The following is a 16,875-nucleotide window of genomic DNA, read 5'->3' as shown; positions in this document are numbered from 1 at the left end:
GCAAGTGTCATGCGCCTTTTGGAAAGTGAGTGGAGATCATGGCCATGCAACTGACGCCCCTCGAACTGTTTGCCCTGGACAAGCTTTTGGACGATCAAGAGTCGGTCGTGCTCGCGCTCCAATGTGCCCGGGTCAAGGTCCTGGAACGGGTTGAAACACCGGACGGCTTCTACTCCGTGATCGAGTTGGAGCAGCCACCGAGCGGCTTTGGTCGATTGGTAGAGCGGGAGTGGCGATTCCGCATCAGGAACAAGAGCGCCGGCGGCTACTTCGTTTGCTGGCCCGATGGCGAATCCAATCTGTGTCTGGAGGCCGTTCTCGGCAAGGGAATGCCGGTGGCGATGCTTACGCCGGAGCTTCTGGTCTAGAGCGCCGTGCATGCAGCTCAACGCTCGAATCCCAATGCCACCGTAGCCTGGGCTTCAGCCACGATAAGATCCTTGCGAGCGGTCCTTTCAATGGGCACGGCAATGTCTGGTGGTCCACGAGCTGAAAATCTATTGATTGTGAAGCCGGATAGTGAAATTAGTTGTACAAATCACTTTTATGTATAACTCTTTCGACGTGTCGTAATTTCTGGCAGGGGAGTCGCAAGGTGGCACTCGGCTGGCTGCTCAAACGCGGGGGTCACAAGGTCAGTTCCCTGGCCTTGGTGCTTTTGCTGGACGCGACAGCGGTGCTGGCGGACTGGCGTGAAGACCTGCCTGGTGCGCGCGCTGTCGGCACGGGCCAGTTCAAGTGGTTCGGCTTTTCAATCTACGAAGCGAGACTCTGGAGCCCAAGCGCCAGGCCAACGCTGGACAACTCCTTCGCCCTGGAACTGACCTACCGGCGTGAGATCAAGCGTGGCGACCTGGTGGAGGTCAGTCTGGAAGAAATGCGCAGGTTAGGTGATGGAAGGTTCCATGAGGATCGCTTGGCGCATTGGGCGCGCGAAATGCACGAAGCCTTTGTCGATGTAGCCCCCGGCCAAAGCATCACGGGCCTGTACTTGCCGGGTCGGGGATGCCGCTTCTATGTGGATGGGCAATTGAGACGAGAGGTGGCCGATCCGGATTTCGCCCGTGCTTTTTTTGCAATCTGGCTGGACCCGCGCACTCGCAATCCCGAACTGCGACGCCAACTGCTGGGGCTTGAGGTCGCCGCCGAATGAGTCTCTTGCTCGATGCATGGCGAAGGCATTCCCGTCTGATTCCGCCGATGGACGTGCCGACGTTCGAGTTGAGCGTCGACGACTGGATGTACCTCGTTGACAAGGTCACCCCGATCAACCGCTCAAACGTATGCAGGCTCGGGATGGAACTGGGCCGAGTGACCTTGTTGCTCTGCCGACAGCCAGGCGGGCAGGGGGGATGAGAGATGCTCAGTCTTCAGTCGATGGATGATGGTTACCGGGCCCTCGTCATTGGTTCGAGCGGGGCACTCGGGACTGCCTTCTGTGAGCTGCTGCGAGACGACCCACGATGCAGCGCGGTCCACCAACTGGGGCGCGCAAGCACGCCCAAGCTCGATCTGGAAGACCCACCGAGTATCGCACGAGCTGCCGCCGAGCTTTCAGAAGAGGGACCGTACCAGTTGATCCTGCATTCAGCCGGCCTGCTGCACCGTCCGGGCTTGCGGCCGGAAAAATCCCTGGCCGCTCTTGAGGCCGACGCGTTGCAGGCCGTGTTCCAGGTCAATGCGCTCGGACCGGCGCTGGTGCTGCGCCACTTCCTGCCGTTGCTGCATGCGCGGGGAAAGATGGCGCTGCTTTCGGCGAAGGTGGGGAGCATCGGCGACAATCGCCTGGGCGGCTGGTACGCCTACCGTGCGTCAAAGGCTGCATTGAACATGCTGGTGAAGACTGCCGCCATCGAGTTGGTCCGCATCCAGCCCCAGGCGTGCCTGTTCAGTCTTCATCCGGGTACGGTGATTTCCAGACTGTCCGAGCCCTTTCGAGGCGCGGCGCTGGCACGCCCGGCGCAACAGGCGGCAGCTGATCTGCTCAGCCTTATCGACCGCCTTGGACCTGCCGAGAGCGGCGGGTTCTATGCCTACGACGGCGAGCGTCTGCCTTGGTAACCGTGGAAGACGCATGAATCTTAAAGCGCTAGAGGGGTGTGATGGCCGCCGGCTGAGACCTGGTCCTGCAGCAGGCGATCTGCGCATGCCGCTGTCTGCTCGCCGTATAGGCCTCGTGCTTGGTGACCAGCTGTCATTCGACCTGAGCCTGTTCGACGCCCTGGATCCCCGGCAGGACGCAGTGCTGATGGCCGAGGTAGACACCGAAGCGCGTTACGTAGCTCACCATCCACAGAAGATCGCGCTGATCTTCAGCGCCATGCGGCACTTCGCCGAAACGCTGTTCCAGCGTGGTTGGCGGGTGATTTACGTACGTCTGGACGATGACGGCAACAGCGGCAGCCTGCCCGGGGAACTGCATCGTTGGATGGAGATTCTGGGGGCCAAGGAGGCACATGTCACCGAGTGCGGTGAGTGGCGCCTGGAGCAGGCGCTCAAAGACTGCCGAGTGCCTTTGACTTGGCACCCAGACCGCCGTTTCCTGTGCTCCCGAGAGGCGTTCGCGCGCTGGGCAGGAGACCGTGAGCACTTGCGGATGGAGCATTTCTACCGCGGGATGCGCAAACGCACCGGCCTACTGCTTGAGCCAGACGGCAGTCCGCTGGGAGGAGCCTGGAATCTCGATGCGGAGAATCGCAAGGCGCTGCCGCGTGGCCTCCGTGGCCCGATCCCCATGCGCTTCCAACCCGATGCCATCACCGGAGAAGTGCTGACGCTGGTCCGTGCAAGATTCAGCGACCATTACGGCAGTCTGGAGCCCTTCGACTACCCTGTGACCCACGCCGACGCACATGTTCTGTGGCAGCACTTTCTCGACTTCTCCCTGGCCGCCTTCGGCGATTACCAGGACGCCATGGCCACCGGCGAGCCCTTTCTGTTCCACGCGAGAATCAGCGCTGCGCTGAACATCGGCTTGCTCGATGTACGCCAACTGTGTGCGGATGTGGAAAGCGCCTACCGACGAAAGCAAGTGCCGCTGAATGCCGCCGAGGGGTTCATCCGCCAACTGATTGGCTGGCGCGAGTACGTGCGCGGCATCTATTGGCTGCGCATGCCCGAATACGCCGCACTCAACGCATTCGGCAATCACCGCCCGTTGCCGGAGTTCTACTGGACTGGCGCCACTGAGATGCGCTGCATGGCCCAGACGATTGGCCAAACCCTTGATCTGGGTTACGCCCATCACATCCAGCGGCTCATGGTGACCGGCAACTTTGCGCTGCTCGCTGGCATAGCCCCCAAGGCCATCTGCGAGTGGTACCTGGCGGTCTACCTGGATGCCTTCGACTGGGTTGAGCTACCGAACACCTTGGGCATGGTGATGCACGCCGACAACGGGTACCTTGGCTCCAAGCCATATTGCGCCAGCGGCCGCTACATCCAGCGAATGTCAGACTACTGCAAGGAATGCCGCTATCGGGTTGATGAGGCAACGGGGCCGCAAGCTTGTCCATTTAATGCGCTGTATTGGCATTTCCTGATGCGTCATCGCGATTCCCTGGGGGGAAATCCACGGTTGGCCATGGTTTATCGCAATCTGCTGAACATGACTGAAGCGCGCCGTGAGGCAATCTGGTCGCGCGGCGAGGAACTGCTGGCGCGGTTGGACGCCGGAGACTCCCTGTGAAGAAGACTGAGCTTCCCAGCAAGGTATGCCCGGTCTGCGATCGCCCGTTCTTATGGCGCAAGCGTTGGCGGCGATGTTGGGATGAAGTCCGCTACTGCTCGGAGCGCTGCCGTCGTTTAGCGCGTCCCCGACAGGCGAAATGCCAGAGGCATCCAGATCACCCAGAGCGGCGCTAGCACCAGTACCGTGCCAGCTACGCCCATGGGTAGTGAAACCTCAGCCAATGGCGCGCCTGCGCAGTAGGCCAGCGGACCACCGATCCCTCCGAGGAGCATTCCTCGCCAGGCGGGCCGCGATGCCCAGGCCAGGCTGTGTCTTAGGCCGCAGGCAAAAACCAGCCAGAGCATGACGAGCCAGATCGGAAGAGGGGAGTGGCCGAAGTCGAATACACCCACTACGCCAAGCACCGTGTCCATCGCGCAGCCACCCAGGGCGACCCGCAACAATGCACCGGCCTCCAACTGGGGGTGGGGGCACAGCGCCAAGTGCAAGAGCAGCCCGACGGCGACCGCGAACAGCAACCAGGATACCTGGGCGCCGAGCACGCAGCCCCACCAGCCCAGCTGCAGCCAAAGCGCGTTGCCCATCAGCCAGGCCCGGCCCATGGCTCGGCCTACAGTCGCTCCAGCAGGGGAGCGCTGCGAGAGGCCGGGCCTGCCCAGAGCAACTGGGCAACGCCAATGGCGCGTTCTTCGAAACCACCTTCGCAGTAGCACAGGTAGAACTCCCAGAGGCGCTGGAAGGCCTCGTCATAGCCGAGTTCCAGCAAGGCGTGGCGCGACTGCCGGAGGTTGTCGTGCCAGAGTCTCAGAGTACGTGCGTAATGCGCTCCGAAGTCTTCCATGTGCAACAGGTTGAGCTGAGTTTCGGCGCTGGCCGTCTGCAGCATGCTGGTTAGCGAGGGCAGGGCGCCGCCAGGGAAGATGTAGCGCTGGATGAAGTCCACCGAACGACGGGCCCGTTCGTAGCGCTGGTCACGAATGGTGATGGCTTGCAGCAGCATCAGTCCGTCGTCCTTGAGCAACTCGGCACAACGACGGAAGTATTCAGGTAGGTAGCGGTGGCCGACCGCTTCGATCATCTCGATGGATACCAGTTTGTCATAGCGCCCTTCGATATCGCGGTAGTCCTTGCGCAACACGCAGATACGCTGTTGCAGACCCTGAGCCTCGACGCGCCGCATGGTGTGTGCAAACTGCTCCTCCGACAAGGTGGTGGTGGTCACCCGGCAGCCATGATGGCTGGCCGCATATAGTGCCAGGCTGCCCCAGCCAGTTCCGATCTCCAGCAAGTGGTCGCCTGGGCGCAGGTCGAGCTTGCGGCAAATGCGCTCGAGCTTGTTCAACTGAGCCTTTTCCAGGCTCTGCTCGGGGCTTTCGAACATGGCCGAGGAGTACATCATGGTGGGATCGAGCAAGTGTTCGAACAGCGCGTTGCCCAGGTCATAGTGCGCCATGATGTTGCGGCGTGAACCACTTCGACTGTTGCGATTGAGCCAGTGCATCAGGCGCAGCAACGGCCGGCCCAGCCGCGCCAAGCCACTCTCCATGGCGTCGAGCACGGCCAGGTTGGCGACGAACAGGCGGGTTACTGCTGCTAGATCGGGGCTTCGCCAGTAACCCAGGATGTAAGCCTCGCCGGCGCCGATCGAGCCGTTGCTGGCAACCAGGCCCCAGACCGCCTCATCCAGGACCTCTATCTGGGCTTGCAGCGAACTGGTTGGATCGCCGAAACCCAATTGCCCACCGCGAAACTGTATACGCAGGTGGCCATGGCGCAGGCGGCGCAGTTGGGCGAGGACGGCCTGCTTGAAGAGGCTGCCTGCGAATGGGCGCAGGTTGCCGGCTTTGCTAGCGCTCAGAGTCGGATCGGACATGCGTTAAGTCCTCATTAGCGGATTGGCCGACGCTCAGGTGGCGATCACTCGCTTGATGATCGTGCAAGGGGGTGCCTTTGAGCAGTAGTTGCAGGGCCTGCCAGTAGATGGCGGTCAGGGTGCGCAGAGACATCCAGGGAAAGGCCAGCACATGGCGGCGCAGCCCCTTGGAGTCCAGTGCCTGGCGCTCCAAGTTGAGGCACGCCTCAAACAGTTTTTTCCCATCACGCCAGTTCTCCATGTGCACGCGAATGTGCGGGCCCTCGACCAGGAAACGCATGCGGTAATCCATGTCTCGCGGCAGGAAGGGCGAGACGTGGAAGGCCTTGGCAACCCTGAACTCGTGCGCCCCTTCGGCGTGAACTGGCAGCACGTAGTGGTGGCGTTCGCGCCAGGGCGTATTGCGTACCTCGCAGACGATCACCGCCAGGTGGCCGATGTCGTCGTGGCAGAAGTAGAAGCTCACCGGATTGAACGAAAGGCCCCAGTTGCGCGGCTGCGTCAGTAAATGGATGGCGCCCCGAGGGGCTTCGCCCAGCGCGTCGCGCAGCAATGCCCGCACAGCGTCCGCCAGTGAAAGGCCCGTGCTAGTCCAGGCTGGGAGGTAGTCGCACTCGCGCCAGCAGAGTGGCGCCAGTAGCCGCGGGCGCAGTAGGCGAGACATGCTTAGCACCTGCTCTTGCTCTGCAAGATCCAGGTAGAGCATGCCGATGGGATAGCGAAAGCTGTGCAGGTAGGGCGCGAAGCGCCGATGGCTGACCCAACCATGATAGAGGCCACTGTTCACAACATTTCACCGAAGTGGGCGGCGACCTTGAGTGCGCTTACGACGCCATCTTCGTGGAAGCCACTGCCCCAGTACGCGCCGCAGTAATAGCTGTGCTGATGACCTTGCAGGTTTTGCTGACAGGCTTGAGCGGTGATCGCGGCCTGGGTGTACTGGGGGTGCGCATACTCGAAGCGTGCGAGCACCTGGGACGGGTCGACTGCCGCGCCCTGGTTCAAGCTGACACAGAAGGTCACCGGGGCGTCGAGGCCTTGCAGGATATTCATGTTGTACGTCAGCGTCGCCGGCGAATCCGGTGGGCCACCTAGCCGATAGTTCCAACTGGCCCAAGCTTTGCGTCGCTGCGGCAACAGACTCTCGTCTGTGTGCAGGACCACCTCATTGCAGGCGTACGTCAAGGCGCCAAGCACCTTTCGCTCATACTGGGTTGGGGTCTCCAGTAGGGACAAGGCCTGATCGCTATGACAGGCGAACACCACCTTGTCGAAGCGCTCCCATCCCACCGCACTCAGCAACCGCACACCATCGACGTCCCGGCCGACTCGTTTCACCGGACAGCTGACTCGCAGACGCGTTCGGAAACGGGCGCACAGCGGCTCGATGTAGCTGCGTGAACCGCCCTCGATCACTCGCCATTGCGGGCGTTCGCTAATCGAAAGCAAACCGTGGTTATGGAAGAAACGCACAAAGAACTGCAGCGGGAAATCAAGCATCTGTGTCCGTGACATCGACCAGATGGCCGAGCCCATGGGAATGATGTAGTGCTCGATGAAGCGATGTCCGTAGCCGCGTATGCGCAAGTACTCGCCAAGCGGGGTCTGAGGAGTGACGCGTCTTTCGTGCACACAGCCAGGAGCCTCGCGGTTGAAGCGCAGGATGTCATGAAGCATCTTCCAGAAGGCCGGCGATAACAGATTGCGTCGTTGCACGAACAGGCTGGCCAGATCGCGGCCGTTGTACTCAAGGCCACTGGCCGGATCATGCACCGAGAAACTCATCTCGGTAGGCCGTGAGGCCACTCGCAGTTGCTGTAGCAGACGGATGAAATTCGGGTATGTCCAGTCGTTGAACACAATGAAGCCGGTGTCCACCGAGTAGCTTCGGTCCTGCCATTGGACATCGACGGTATGAGTGTGGCCGCCAATCCAGTCGCTGGCCTCAAACACCGTTACTTCATGGCGGCGCGAAAGCAAGTGCGCGCAAGTGAGGCCGGATATGCCAGTGCCAATGATCGCGATGCGCACGTTTCAGTCCATTCGTTGTGGACGTGCCAGACGTCGGCCCAGAGCCAGGCGCCAGCGCGCTGGAAGGCTGCCAAGCAGGCGAATGGCAAGAATGAAGGGGAGGGGAAAGGCGATCTCGAGGGGGCGTTTCCGCAGGTGAGTAGCAATGTGTCTGGCTGCTCGCTGTGCTGACCAGCACATGGGCATGGGAAAGTCGTTGCGGCGAGTGAGTGGGGTGTCGACGAAGCCAGGGCTGACCAGGGTCACGTCGATGTCTTCTGCGGCAAGGTCGATACGCAACGACTCGATCAGATAGCGCAGGGCCGCCTTGGACGCGCCATAGGCCTCTGCACGCGGAAGCGCCAGCCAGGTTACCGCGCTGCAAACGACAGCGAGATGCGGGCGCTCGCCACGGCGAAGCAGAGGCAACGCCACTTGTACGCAGTGGCTGGTTCCGAACAGGTTGGTGCGAACCACACGCTCCACCAGTTCAGCGTCGAAATACCCGGGCTCCAGATACTCGCAGGTGCCAGCATTGAGGATCACCAGGTCGAGGCCACCCCAGGAGTCCTTGATGTGCTGGCCCATGTCCATAACCTGTTGCCGCTCGTTGATATCGGCCGTTACGAGCAGAACCTGGTTGGGGAAACGTGCAGCCAGTGCCTGCAGGGGCTTAATCTGGCGGGCACTCAAGGCCAACTGATGGCCCTCTTCAAGCAGGATTTCCGCCAGTGCTGCGCCAATACCGCTGCTGGCCCCTGTTAGCCAGACACGACTCATGCCAGCCTCCCTTTGAGCCTGACAATCAGCCGTCCCAGCAATGGCAGATGTTCGTAGATCAGAGCCCCAGCGTCGAAATAATCGTGGTGCAGATAAACCCGCTCGCGCCAATGCAGGTAGCTGCAGCCGTCCAGCTGGATGATTTCACCTCTGGCTAAACGTGGGTGACGAAAACACAGGGTCCAACGAAGGTAGCCTCGACCGGGACCGACTTCATCGAATCCGTGAAAATCGTAATGTAGGTCCTCGACACTGGCGTACATCTGCCCGAAGTAGCGTCGAAGCGCGGGAAGGCCGTTCAAGCGGTGTAGAGGATCACGGAACTGCACATCCGGGGCGTACAACTTATCCAGATTGCCCAGGCTATTGGAATCCAACGAAGAGAACGATTGGGCAAAGCCTCGCAGGAAGTCAGGCATTCTGGCGCCTCGAATATTTGTACAAAGTGATTTTTCGTACAACTTTCCAGGAGCCTAACGCGAAAACTGTACAAGTCAACGTGGCTTGTAGAAGTTTTGTGTTGCCGATTCTTCAGGAGCGAGCTGTGGACCACCAGGTAGCTCGAAGTAAAGCTGAAGGCGCCGAGGGGAAATCTGTCAGAAGCACTACCATCGCCTTCGGTCGCTTGGAGCGGTGCGTGCGTTCTGCAGGCTGGTAACGGTGGGATGATTTAACCGTGTAGCGGAGGTGTTGAATCTGGAGAAGACCAGCAACTCCGGCCAGACGCAGGGGTTGGAATCGTTGCTGGGTTTGAAGTCGCTGCACCGGGCCACGCGGCGCGTAATACCGATCACTAATGCTGCCACCAGCTTGATCTGGGCATAGAGGAAGCACGAGCACGGGTAGAGGCACGGCAGCACCGTCTTGGAAAAGCAGCGGGACTCGCTAGCCGGCGGCGAAACGGCGCTGAAATAGCTTCACGGAGAAGATCTCTTGCAGGGCATCGCCATGAGCAATCTTGGCATGGTCCGTTTGCAGGATTGGAAGCCGAAAGGGGATCTGTCGAATCAGAACCTTAACGCCGTCATGAACACTTATGGGATAAGACGTTATTTACCATAATATAGATTATGCGTACTTATGCACCCTCACAGCTGTGTCGTTCTCGCCAAGATTTCCAGGCATCCACTTACGCATAATCAGAGATTCTGTTCAATTCATGGCCTCCAGGCGTGTTCAAGGAACGCTGCTGCATTCTCCAGCGCACGTTGTCCCTCGGGCAAAATCGCGGCGAACAAGTGCCAGACATGGAACATGCGTGGCCAGACCTCCAACGTCACCCGCACACGATTCTCGGCCAGGTGCGTGGCAAGCCGCATCGCATCACTGAGCATCACCTCACTTTCGCCGATATGAATTGCGATCGGAGGCAGCCCCCGAACATCCGCAAATACCGGAGATGCACCAGGGTCATTGCGCAAGGTGCCCTGCAAGAAAGTCCTGGCCATCAAGTTGAGGCCCGCCAGGTTTACGGTGGGATCGATGCCATCGCGGGTCATCATCGACGAACCCGTGTGCTCCAGGTTGGCCCAAGGCGAGAGTGCCACGCCAGAAGCTGGAAGCGGCAAACCGGCAGCTCGCGCGGCGACCATCACCGTCACCACCATTGAGCCGCCGGCGGAATCGCCCGAGAACACTATCGAGCGTGCGGGAATACCTTGATCCAGAAGCCACTGGTATGAGGCCAGCGCGTCATCGATGGCGGCCGGGAATGGATGTTCTGGTGCCAGGCGATAGTCAGGCATGTAGACCCTGGCCTTTAGCAGTTTTGCGTAGTTTCCCGCGATTCCGTGATAGCCCGCAGGGCTTCCCGCCACATACCCACCACCGTGTATGTAGAGCATTACCCTGCCGTCCTCGACGCTCTCGGGAGTAACCAGGGTGGCCGGCACGCTTCCCATCTGAATCTCATCCACGGTCACGCCCTCTGGCGTGGGATGAACGGTGAGCGCCGTCAGATATTGCGCCCTGGCGTTGGCCCAGGATCCGGGTTCCCCCCGCATGAGGGGGCCAAAATCGATAGTCGCGGCGTTCCAGGCGTCGATCCGCTCCTGGACTATGGGAGTGATGGGCATGTCAGGACCTCCGAAGTAGTGTTCAGATCGCCGATTGGCCGCTGTATACGGGTGAAGGAACGCCGGGAGGACGCGTTGCGTTCGCCGGCTCTGGCGTAGAGCCGGCGAGTGTTGGCAAGGCCCAGGAAGTCGAAACGCTATTGGGCCAGGTAGCCTCCATCGATGACCAGCTCCGTCCCGGTAACGTAGCTCGATTCATCGGATGCCAGGAACAGACAGCCGTATGCGACCTCGATCGGTTGTCCCCCTCGCTTCATTGGCGTGGATGCGATCACCACCTCGTTGAGCTCAGGCGCCTGTGCGTCGGTAAGCGCTGTGTGGATGAAGCCCGGATGCACCGAGTTGACACGGATTCTGTCGGCAACGTACGTCATTGCCGCGTTCTTCGACATGTTGCGAACGGCGCCCTTGGCCGCATGATAAGAGTGCGCGCCAGCAACCGCGGCGCTGCCCCAGATGGATGAAATGTTGATGATCGATCCCCTCCTCTGCTTGCGCATCACCGGAATGACCTCCCGCATGCCGAGGAAGACGCCCGTCTGGTCGACGGCAATCATCTGCAGCCACTCCTTCATTTGCAGTTCGTGCAAGGGCTCGTAGGCAATGATGCCTGCATTGTTGACCAGCACATCGATGCGGTCGTGCTTCTTGACGACCTCGCTAACGACGCTCTTCCATTCGCTCTCGCTGGTCACGTCGAGGTGTATGGACTCGATGCCTGCCGGGTATGGAGATGGCGGTGCTGTAATGTCGGTCGCCACCACGATGGCCCCCTCCCTGGCAAACAGCTCCGACACCGAAAACCCAATGCCTCCGGACGCGCCGGTGACCAGAACGACTTTGTCTTTCAGTCTCATGTCATTCACCTCTCGTCTTGCGCTTGTGATTCTCCGATGAGTCCTGATCCGGCGGCGAACGCCGGTTTTCGCCGATTCATGCCGGATAGGTGCGCGCGGGGTATCGCCAGGCCCACGACATCGGGAAGTAACGAAAGAACTGTCTGCCTTGGTGATTCGAGTCTATGGCTCGTGGTCGGAGCGCCGTGAGTAAATCATTGTGAAGCCTCGTAAAGCCGGTGCCCGAGCTCCTGGCTTGCGCTTCACAACGCGAGCAGAACCTGCAGTGATCGAAGGCGCGTGTGGATTACGACTGACTGAGCACGGCTTCGCGTGCGACCTCACCAACGAGGTCACGCAGCCACTGATGCGCGGGGTCATGGCGGTAGCGAACGTGCCACGCCATCTCCACCGGAAATGTGCCCAGGTCGACGGGCGCAGCCAGCACCTTCAATCGTGGGTCGCGGGCCAGATGCTGGCAGATCAGCCTGGGCAGGGTCGCGCAATAATCCGTTGCGGCGATGAGTTCCGGAATGGCCAGGAAGTGCGTTACCGATACCGCCACCTCGCGCTGCAGTCCCTGGCGCTGGAGCGCCTGAAACAGGCCTGCTCGCAAGCGCCCCGGAGGAAGTACGGTGACGTGCCGAAGCTGTTCGTACTGCTGCCTGGATATCCGTTTGCAGATACGTGGATGGTCGGCGCGAACCACGCAGGCCAGGCCGTCTTCCATCAGGGGCTGCACAACCAGATTGTCGGGCGGGTCAGTGATGCGCCCCAACACCATCGCCGTTGTTCCGGAGATGACTCCGGTCTCTGCCAGATCGGCGCCGAACGGCACCATCCGCAGCCGGATGCCCGGCGCCCGTTCACGCAGACGCGCGACGATGCCCGGCAGTAGCGCGAACTCGACGTAGCTGTTCGGTGCCAAGGTGAACAGACGCTCCGCCTTGGCCGGGTCGAAGCCCTGCTGGCCAAGCACCAGTTCGTCCAGGCTCGATACGGCAGCGGCAATACCGGGAGCCAGCGCTTCGGCCTTCTCGGTCGGCTGCATCCCGTATCGCTCACGAATGAACAGCGGGTCCTGAAGCATGTCGCGCAGTCGCGCCAGGGCGTTGGAAAGCGCTGGCTGCGTCATCCCCAGGCGTTCGGCCGCCCGCGTGACATTGCGCTCTTCCATCAGCGTCAGGAAAACGGGCAGCAGGTTCATGTCGTATCGCATACAGTCATATTGATTATGACATAACTGGAATTCAACAGATAAATTGGCTGAATGGCTTCTTGGCGCGCAATCTGAGCCTCGTTGACGAGTTGCTGGTCCTTCCCGATTGGCACCTCGTGTCCCTTACCCCTGCATTCGAACTGGAGCCGCCATGTCTTCCGAATCGCTCTTCTCCCCTACCCGCCTCGGTGCCATCGAAGTCCGTAACAAGATCGCCATGGCGCCGCTGACCCGCTCCCGCGCCGACATGAACGGTGTTCAGACGCCTCTGGCGATCGATTACTACAGGCAACGTGCCTCGGCAGGCCTGATCATCACTGAGGCCACCAACATCTCCCGCCAGGGTCGAGGCTACGCATACACACCCGGGATCTACACCGACGCGCACGTGGCCGCCTGGGCCCCCGTGACAGAGGCCGTCCACGCCGCCGGCGGCCGCATCGTGGTCCAGCTCTGGCACGTTGGTCGGATGTCCCACATCAGCCTGCAGGAAGGAGGCGCTGCACCTGTGGCACCGTCCGCTATCCAGGCCGGTGGCAACGTCTTCACCGAAGCCGGCTATCTGCCCCCGTCGATGCCGCGCGCGCTGGCGACCGAAGAGATCGCCGGCATCCTGGAGGACTATCGTCACGCCGCGCGCCTCGCCAAGGAAGCGGGATTCGATGGTGTGGAAGTGCATGCGGCCAATGGTTATCTGCTGGAGCAATTCCTGCGCGACAGCACCAACCACCGCGATGACCGCTACGGCGGCTCCCTGGAGAACCGCGCACGTTTCCCTTTGGAAGTCGTGGAAGCTGTCGCGGATATCTGGGGCGCCGACCGCGTGGGACTGCGCCTATCGCCCCTCTCCACGGCAATTGGTGACACGCCGCTGGACAGCGCACCGATGGATACCCACAGCTACCTGGCTCGTCGCCTCGGTGAAATGGGGCTCGCTTATCTGCATGTCGTCGAAGGCCAGCTGCACGGTGGCAATGGCGCCGACTTGTTTGATGTGCAAGCCCTTCGTGGGGCCTTTGGTGGCGCCTACATCGCCAACAACGGCTATGACCGCCAGCGAGCCATCGATGCCACCGCATCCGGTCACGCGGACATGATCGCCTTTGGCAAACCCTTCATTGGCAACCCCGACCTCGTCGAGCGGTTTCAATCCCAGGCGCCCCTCTACGACGCGCCGGTGGAGACCTACTTCGGCGGCGGTGCAGAAGGCTATACCGAGTTTGCCCGCGTATAGGTTGCGTGGAGCTGTGCGTGACCAGGTTGGCCACGCACGGCTCCCCTACCCCATCGCTCGTAGCACCTCAGCCGAAACCTTGAGTTCACTGGTTTCAAAGCCTTCGGTGAAGCGTGAGTAGACCGCCTCCAATTGCTCCCTGGCCTCCCTGCTCTTGCCCTCGCCTACCCGCACGCGCGAAATGAGCAGCGCGACTCTCAGCTCCCAGGACAGCGCGGACTGCTCCCTCGCGCTCGCCAAGGCCCGCGAAAGCAGATCCTCAACCTGCTGTTTCTCGATCGGCGGCAGGCTCAAAATCACCTCGGCCTTGGTTCTCAGCAGGTCCGGAAAGTTGAAGTTGCCGCTAGTGATTTCAGCCAGTTCGATCGCTTCCTCGATAGAAGTCAGGGCTTCTGCGCCCTCTCCGCATTCCCGTTGCGCTTGCGCAAGGGCCTGGAGTGCATCCGTCCTCACGACGCTCATCTTGGGCGGCGGCAGCAGTGCCAGGCACTGCTGAAGTTGGTCGGCGGCGACCTGGTGGTGCCCTCTCTGCAGCATCAGCAAGCCGTTGAGGAAGAAGATGACCTGACGGCGCACTGCCACCTTGTAGTCCACGGCGACGCTCTCGAGCTCATGAATCAGGTCCTGTGCACGGTCCAGTAGGCCATTGCTGAGCAGGATGGGGAAACACAAGGTTGCGCACAGGTAGAACGAATCCGGGTTACGCCTGCTTTCAGCAATGGCGCTGGTTGCGAGCTGGAGCGCCTGCACCGGCATACCTCGAATCCATTTCACGCGTGCCTGGCCAAGGCTGGCAACGACTTGCTCCTTGGTCTCGAAGTACTGGAGGGGACGCAATGGGTGCCCTGCCAGAAGCCCGGCGCCCGCGGAGTAGCTTTCGTCAGCCTCCGCCTGGCGCCCCGAGAAGTGCCAGGACGACCCTTCCATCCAGCGCGCGATGATCGTCTCGCAGGGGCCGCCATGGCTCCCGGCCGCGCTGGCATAGCGCTTGCTGACCGCCAGCGACTCCTGGAACCTGCCGTTCGCCATCATTGCCAGGTGGAGACCGGCGAGGAAATGGAACATGGAGCGGACATCGCCCAGTTGCCGCGAAAGCTCCAATCCACGTTCCACGGCGGGCGTCATCTCGCCGTCGTAGTCACCGGCGGAGTAGTAGGTAACCGCCGCCGACTCCAGTAATTCGAGCTCCGTCTTCGTCGAGCGGAACGCCTCTGGTAGCAGCCTCAGTGCCCGTTCGCAGCAGCGCTTGCACTCCATGAGCAACCCCCGTTCCAGAAACAACGGAGCGGCCAGACAACTGATCTCCACAGCCAGCGGTAACGCCCCCTGCTCGGAAAACGCCCAGTCGATGGCCGCGCGCAAGTTACCGACATCCAGGGGGCCCGACTGCTCGCTCGCAGCGATGAACGCAACGCGAGCCTCTTTCAGCAGTCGAAGCTGGTCTGCGTAATAGAGGGCATGGCGGCGGGCATAATCGTTCCCGCTCTCAAGCCTCGCGAGCCGGGACGCGGCATAGGCACGGGTGGTCTCGAATAACCTGAACTGAAGCGCTCCGCTCACCCGCGCGATGGCCACCAGCGACTTGTCGACTAGATCACTGACGGCCTCCCCCACCTGGATGGCATCGATCTCCCGATCCGCCGCCACGGCCACCGCTGCGTCGAGCGTAAACACCCCCCAGAAGACGGACAGCCGGTAGAGCACCTGCCGATCCCGCTCGACCAGAAGGTTGTGGCTCCAGTCGATCATCGTCTCGACCGTCTGTTGGCGGGGACAGGCATCACGGCGGCCCTGCCAATGCAGGGCGAACCGGTTGGCGAGTAGATCGGCAACGCCCTGCACACCATAAGTTCCGACTCGACTGGCCACCAGGCCGATAGCATGGGGATTCCCATCCAAGCGTCGACAGAGGGCCGCAACGGTAGGCGCATCCTCGTCACGGAGGTCGCGCCTGGCGCCCCCTTCCCGGGCTCGCTCCATGAACAGCTGAACGGCGGGCCAGGCCAGGGCCTGCTTCGCCGTCAGGCGGCCCGTATTGGGCGGGGACGCCAAGGGCCGCAGCAGGTAGATGAACTCGTCATTGACCCTGAACGCCTCCCGGCTGGTATTCAGGAACGACGCGCTCCCGGTCCCCTCGACAATCTGCAGGCACAAGGCTGCAACTGCGGCGATCAGATGCTCGCAATTGTCGAGAACGATCAAGGCCCTTGTCGTCGAGAGAACATCCATAAGTCCCGGCAGGATATCGGCGCCCGAAGCGTGGTAGCCAACTGCTGCGGCCACAGCTTCCGCGACCATCTCGCCACATTCCAGAGCACTCAGGTCGACGAAATGGATCGCGCCATCGAATGCACCGAGCAGATCATGGGCAACCAATACGGCCAGGGTCGTCTTACCTGCACCCGCCGCTCCGACCACGGTGACCAGCCGCCTCTCCAGTACCACCTGCGAGAGTTCCGTCACGCAGTCTTCCCGCCCCACCGCGGACTTCAATGGCATCGGGAGACTCGGTAGCGCTCGTGGGGCTTGATCCGTCCTCAAGGGATGCAGGACCGCAGCGACCGAACTGGCTTCAGGCACTGCCGGCGTGGACGGTTCCGTGGCCTCGATTCGCTCGACCGCAGCGACGAAGCAGTACCCGCGCCCCGCGATGCTGGCGATGTACCGGGTCTTGTTCTGATCACTCGCCAGGGCGCGACGAATGTTCGCGACCTGCACGCGCACATTGGAGTCCTCGACAATCAGGCCAGGCCAGGCGAGCGTTGTCAGCTCCCGATGCGTCAGCACCCTGCCATTGCCTTCCACTAGCGCGGTGAGGATGTCGAATGCACGGCTCCCCAAGGCTACTTCCACGCCGTCCTTATGGAGGACGCGGATACCTGGGTAAAGGCGGAACGGTCCGAAAGCGAACGCATCGCGCATAGTCTGCGCTCCTCAGGGCAGCCAAGGAGAATGTGATCCCTGCCGGACAGCTCCCTCACCTCTGCGGGTTTTACTGCAGCACTTCCTGTTGCGCCAGCCAATAGACGTAACCGCTGATTAGACGTTTGGGGCATCGACCGCCCCACCACCAATGAACAGCTTCAATCCCGAACTCGACAACAGGAAACGATACGCCTGGACGGCCCAGGATTGGTCATTTCCTACAGACTCCAGC

The 16,875-nt window shown here is 61.3% G+C and carries 17 protein-coding genes; 7 read left to right on the top strand and 10 right to left on the bottom strand.

The window, feature by feature from the left end:
• The first annotated feature begins 38 nt into the window (after positions 1-38).
• The 6 genes from SA496_RS11460 (at position 39) to SA496_RS11435 (ending at position 3,864) form a co-directional block, all read left to right on the top strand.
• Positions 39-368: a hypothetical protein gene (locus SA496_RS11460; protein ID WP_162945815.1), complete on the top strand. Its 330-nt coding sequence runs from the start codon at positions 39-41 to the stop codon at positions 366-368.
• 227 nt (positions 369-595) lie between these two features.
• The gene (locus SA496_RS11455; protein WP_174235601.1) at positions 596-1,153 is read left to right on the top strand and encodes a chalcone isomerase family protein; all 558 of its coding nucleotides are present in this window, start codon (positions 596-598) and stop codon (positions 1,151-1,153) included.
• Positions 1,150-1,356, top strand: coding sequence for a DUF3833 family protein (locus SA496_RS11450; protein WP_120651126.1), 207 nt, complete (start codon positions 1,150-1,152; stop codon positions 1,354-1,356). Before SA496_RS11455 ends, SA496_RS11450 begins: the two co-directional genes overlap by 4 nt.
• A gap of 3 nt (positions 1,357-1,359) precedes the next feature.
• A complete protein-coding gene (locus SA496_RS11445; protein ID WP_120651127.1) occupies positions 1,360-2,061 on the top strand; it encodes an SDR family oxidoreductase in 702 nt (233 codons plus the stop codon).
• An 85-nt stretch (positions 2,062-2,146) separates the two neighbouring features.
• Complete coding sequence (locus SA496_RS11440) at positions 2,147-3,688, top strand: cryptochrome/photolyase family protein (protein ID WP_120651128.1); 1,542 nt, start codon at positions 2,147-2,149, stop codon at positions 3,686-3,688.
• The gene (locus SA496_RS11435; RefSeq protein ID WP_120651129.1) at positions 3,685-3,864 is read left to right on the top strand and encodes a DUF2256 domain-containing protein; all 180 of its coding nucleotides are present in this window, start codon (positions 3,685-3,687) and stop codon (positions 3,862-3,864) included. The genes SA496_RS11440 and SA496_RS11435 overlap by 4 nt, the downstream gene beginning before the upstream one ends.
• Here the strand turns inward: SA496_RS11435 and SA496_RS11430 are convergent.
• From SA496_RS11430 to SA496_RS11390, 9 genes are all read right to left on the bottom strand, one after another.
• On the bottom strand, positions 3,805-4,293 hold the full coding sequence (locus SA496_RS11430; protein WP_280358920.1) for a DUF2878 domain-containing protein: 489 nt from the start codon (positions 4,291-4,293) through the stop codon (positions 3,805-3,807). The genes SA496_RS11435 and SA496_RS11430 overlap by 60 nt on opposite strands.
• Before the next feature lie 8 nt (positions 4,294-4,301).
• Positions 4,302-5,564, bottom strand: a complete 1,263-nt coding sequence (locus tag SA496_RS11425; protein WP_330115439.1) for a cyclopropane-fatty-acyl-phospholipid synthase family protein — start codon at positions 5,562-5,564, stop codon at positions 4,302-4,304.
• Positions 5,539-6,351 carry a DUF1365 domain-containing protein gene (locus SA496_RS11420; RefSeq protein ID WP_330115438.1) on the bottom strand — a complete coding sequence of 271 codons (813 nt, stop codon included), beginning with the start codon at positions 6,349-6,351 and terminating at the stop codon, positions 5,539-5,541. Before SA496_RS11420 ends, SA496_RS11425 begins: the two co-directional genes overlap by 26 nt.
• On the bottom strand, positions 6,348-7,595 hold the full coding sequence (locus SA496_RS11415) for an NAD(P)/FAD-dependent oxidoreductase (RefSeq protein ID WP_330115437.1): 1,248 nt from the start codon (positions 7,593-7,595) through the stop codon (positions 6,348-6,350). Before SA496_RS11415 ends, SA496_RS11420 begins: the two co-directional genes overlap by 4 nt.
• A gap of 3 nt (positions 7,596-7,598) precedes the next feature.
• A complete protein-coding gene (locus SA496_RS11410; RefSeq protein WP_330115436.1) occupies positions 7,599-8,354 on the bottom strand; it encodes an SDR family NAD(P)-dependent oxidoreductase in 756 nt (251 codons plus the stop codon).
• Positions 8,351-8,773 carry a nuclear transport factor 2 family protein gene (locus SA496_RS11405; protein ID WP_153919956.1) on the bottom strand — a complete coding sequence of 141 codons (423 nt, stop codon included), beginning with the start codon at positions 8,771-8,773 and terminating at the stop codon, positions 8,351-8,353. The genes SA496_RS11410 and SA496_RS11405 overlap by 4 nt, the downstream gene beginning before the upstream one ends.
• A 738-nt stretch (positions 8,774-9,511) precedes the next feature.
• Entirely contained in the window at positions 9,512-10,429 is a 918-nt protein-coding gene (locus SA496_RS11400; RefSeq protein ID WP_330115435.1) for an alpha/beta hydrolase, read from the bottom strand.
• 137 nt (positions 10,430-10,566) lie between these two features.
• Positions 10,567-11,286 (bottom strand): SDR family NAD(P)-dependent oxidoreductase, encoded by a 720-nt coding sequence (locus tag SA496_RS11395; protein ID WP_330115434.1) that lies wholly within the window; start codon positions 11,284-11,286, stop codon positions 10,567-10,569.
• Between the two features lie 286 nt (positions 11,287-11,572).
• Positions 11,573-12,472 (bottom strand): LysR substrate-binding domain-containing protein, encoded by a 900-nt coding sequence (locus SA496_RS11390; RefSeq protein WP_330115433.1) that lies wholly within the window; start codon positions 12,470-12,472, stop codon positions 11,573-11,575.
• Positions 12,473-12,635: 163 nt separating this feature from the next.
• On the opposite strand from SA496_RS11390, the gene SA496_RS11385 reads away from it, so the two are divergent.
• On the top strand, positions 12,636-13,718 hold the full coding sequence (locus tag SA496_RS11385) for an alkene reductase (RefSeq protein WP_330115432.1): 1,083 nt from the start codon (positions 12,636-12,638) through the stop codon (positions 13,716-13,718).
• A gap of 45 nt (positions 13,719-13,763) precedes the next feature.
• On the opposite strand, the gene SA496_RS11380 is transcribed toward SA496_RS11385, so the two are convergent.
• On the bottom strand, positions 13,764-16,640 hold the full coding sequence (locus tag SA496_RS11380; protein ID WP_330115431.1) for an ATP-binding protein: 2,877 nt from the start codon (positions 16,638-16,640) through the stop codon (positions 13,764-13,766).
• Positions 16,641-16,875: the final 235 nt, after the last annotated feature.

Origin of the sequence: Pseudomonas sp. JS3066 (assembly GCF_036328175.1) — a bacterium.
Classification (GTDB): domain Bacteria; phylum Pseudomonadota; class Gammaproteobacteria; order Pseudomonadales; family Pseudomonadaceae; genus Metapseudomonas.
Note: the sequence above shows the minus strand (reverse complement) of the source record. Positions and strands in the feature narration are given on the sequence as shown.